4 protein-coding genes are annotated in these 2732 nt (G+C 44.5%); 3 read left to right on the top strand and 1 reads right to left on the bottom strand.

All coding sequences use genetic code 11. From position 1 onward, the window contains the following. Nucleotides 1–186: 186 nt before the first annotated feature. The 3 genes from ACP45E_RS21810 to ACP45E_RS21800 all read left to right on the top strand — a co-directional run bounded on the left by ACP45E_RS21810 (nucleotide 187) and on the right by ACP45E_RS21800 (nucleotide 2156). A complete protein-coding gene (locus ACP45E_RS21810) occupies nucleotides 187–531 on the top strand; it encodes a PTS lactose/cellobiose transporter subunit IIA (protein WP_017037840.1) in 345 nt (114 codons plus the stop codon). Then, nucleotides 528–1418, top strand: coding sequence for a dihydrodipicolinate synthase (locus tag ACP45E_RS21805; protein ID WP_017037841.1), 891 nt, complete (start codon nucleotides 528–530; stop codon nucleotides 1416–1418). The genes ACP45E_RS21810 and ACP45E_RS21805 overlap by 4 nt, the downstream gene beginning before the upstream one ends. Nucleotides 1419–1649: 231 nt before the next feature. After that, nucleotides 1650–2156, top strand: a complete 507-nt coding sequence (locus tag ACP45E_RS21800; protein WP_017033892.1) for a DUF3087 domain-containing protein — start codon at nucleotides 1650–1652, stop codon at nucleotides 2154–2156. Between the two features lie 21 nt (nucleotides 2157–2177). Here the strand turns inward: ACP45E_RS21800 and ACP45E_RS21795 are convergent. Beyond that, nucleotides 2178–2732: ABC transporter permease (locus tag ACP45E_RS21795; protein WP_141707484.1), on the bottom strand; the 555-nt coding region annotated here is incomplete at its 5' end.

Below are 2732 nucleotides of genomic sequence, written 5' to 3'. Positions count from 1 at the left end.
CGCAGTGATGGCGACCAATTCATCCCTCGCAGCAGTTGTCGTCGCGGTTTGTGTTGTTGTCAGTATGGCTATTTTCTATCCATTCTTCAAAGCGCATGAAAAACAACTTCTTGTAGAAGAGAACAAAAACGCTCAGGAAGAAACGCAATCTCAGCCAACACCACAACCCAATGTTTAGGATAAACGATGAATCAATTAATTAGCCAAGAAAGTGATATTAGTGAAGAGTTTCTCATGACATTACTTTGCGAAGTAGGTCATGCAAAGTCTTCTTTCATGCACGCGATGTTTGAAGCTAGACAGAGCAACTTCTCTGAATCAATGACGTTATTAGGGCAAGGCGATGAAGCGCTGGCGAACGTTCATAAAAGCCAAACCTCTCTTATAGGGTTTGATGAAGGTGAAGGAAAGATTCGGATGACGCTCATTTTAACTCATATCCAAGACCATATTATGACGACGATGTTGTGCCGTGATCTTGCTGTAGAAATTATTGAACTGCGAAAAGAGATGAAAGGGGTGACATCATGAAGAAACGAATTTTTGACTTAACGAAAGCCGACATCAATCAGTTAACCCGAAAAGAACTGGTTGAGTGTATTCGTATTTCTGAAGGCCGAGCGATGATGGTGGAAAATGTTGTCTCCGCAGAGCCACCTTTTGACTTAGTCTCGGGCGCTGAGATTGCGGCGAGCTTGGGTGCTGACTTCATCACCTTGAACTGTCTTGATCTTTTTGACCCTAAAGCCAATGTAAATGGTGCTGTTAATCATCAAGTGAACGATCATTTTACGATTGAAGAACTAAAAGAACTGAGTGGGCGACTGATTGGGTGTAATTTGGAGCCCGTTCCAGCCGGTTTTACCGACATCCAAATCGGCCGTTCAGTGACAAAAGAAACCGTGGAAGAAGCGGTTCGTCTTGGGCTCAATTACATCATGTTAACAGGAAACCCTGGAATGCTTGTTTCCCAAGAGACGATTTTAGAAGCGATAAAACTGGTTCGCCAAGTGTCAGATGATATTCTGATCATTGCTGGAAAAATGCATGGTGGCGGTATCGGTAATGATTACAACTTAGACATTGTAAAACAGTTTTCCGAGGCGGGGGCAGACGTAATGATGTTCCCTGCGCCCTACACGACACCGGGTGTCACGCCAGAAATGACGCATAAAATGATGACTGTCGTACATGAGAACAATATGCTTGGCCTGTTAGCCATTGGCACTTCTCAAGAAGGGGCGAGTGAGCAGTTTATTGAGCAAGTAACCATGGCCTCAAAGGCATCTGGAGCAGACATTGTTCATATTGGTGACGGAGGCTATGGTGGATTAGCGGTACCTGAAAATATCATAAGAATGGGCATCACTCTCCGAGGTCGTCGGCATCAGTTCAAACGCATGGCCAACCGCCGATAACTGAATTGATTGAAGAGTTAACTCAAGTAACCACGCCCCCTATATTTAGTCACCGGTGGTTACTTGAGTTACTTAACGCTTACCTGCTAGATATGTCTCGTATTATCTTTAACGCACGGTATAATTCTCAGCCCAAGTCGGCGAGTGAGTTGTTGATGCTGGTTGGCGGCTTTGGGGCTGACTGCTATTGAGGTTAACGGCTGTGGGATTAACGGTGAATTTGGAGTACGGATGCAATTAGTCAATATAGATAAGAAAACATATCGATCGCGCCTTAATGTGGTCATTGTAGGGTGTATCGTCAGTTTGGCTATGGCCAGTTTAGCTATTTCACAAACCCTTATCTTGCTGTTCCCTTCAGATACTGGCTCACATTTTCACTGGAACTTGTTAGGTGTGGTTGCTAGCGCCCTCATGTTAGGGTTGTCGCTCGTTAAATTGAAAGCGCACCCGTTTATGTTTGAAGTCGCGTATGTGTGGGATCTAAAACAGTCGCTAAACTTAATCTACCGTAAAAATAGAAAGTTACTGGCAGCCGCTAAGCAAGGAAATGAAGATGCGTTATTGGCTCTCAAGTTTAACTATGCAGCGTCTCGTCAGTTGTGGGAATTAGACGATAATACGATCACCTTAGAGTCTCTAACAAAGTCGGAAAGTCAGCTAGAACTTTGGCTGCAAGAGTTCAATTTTCAACCCAATATTTCGAACTATCACAAAGGGCTACTTCAAGCTTTTTGATTCACCGCACGTTGATGCACCCTATGTTGACGTCTCAGATGCTGATATCCCCGATGCTGATATACTCTGTTCTGATTTAGCGCCTTCGTATCGACATATTCTTATTTGTTTATAGATGACCCCGCCAAGAGCTAAAAGCCAAAGCAGAACCAGCAGCCAAAGGTGAGTGAATTGACTGGCGACCTGTTGCCAGCTTGCGCCCATTTGGTTGAGTGATAGAAACCCAGGTATTGCAGACGTGCTTGGGATGGATTGAGCGAACCACAGTAATGGTGTAGGGATCATCTCAATCGGCCAAATAAAGCCCGCTAAAAATATCAATGGCATGGAGCTAATAAGAACAATCACTGTCACTAACTCTCGTCTGGGCACCCAATAACCAATCACATAGCCAACCAAACAGCAAGCCACTAAAAATGGAATTAACAGTGCCACAATGTCATGCGGTTTCGCTAAGGTACTAATACCATAATAACTAAAGCTGGCACCAAAATAGTATCCGCTGAGCACAAGATAGACACCCACGAGTAAGACCGTTCGCGCGAGAAGTGCCATGACATGTTCACGGCCTGTCCA

Origin of the sequence: Vibrio genomosp. F10 str. 9ZD137 (assembly GCF_049974785.1) — a bacterium.
GTDB lineage: Bacteria > Pseudomonadota > Gammaproteobacteria > Enterobacterales > Vibrionaceae > Vibrio.
The sequence above is the reverse complement of the archived record's forward strand: the minus strand, read 5'-3'. Positions and strand labels throughout refer to the sequence as shown.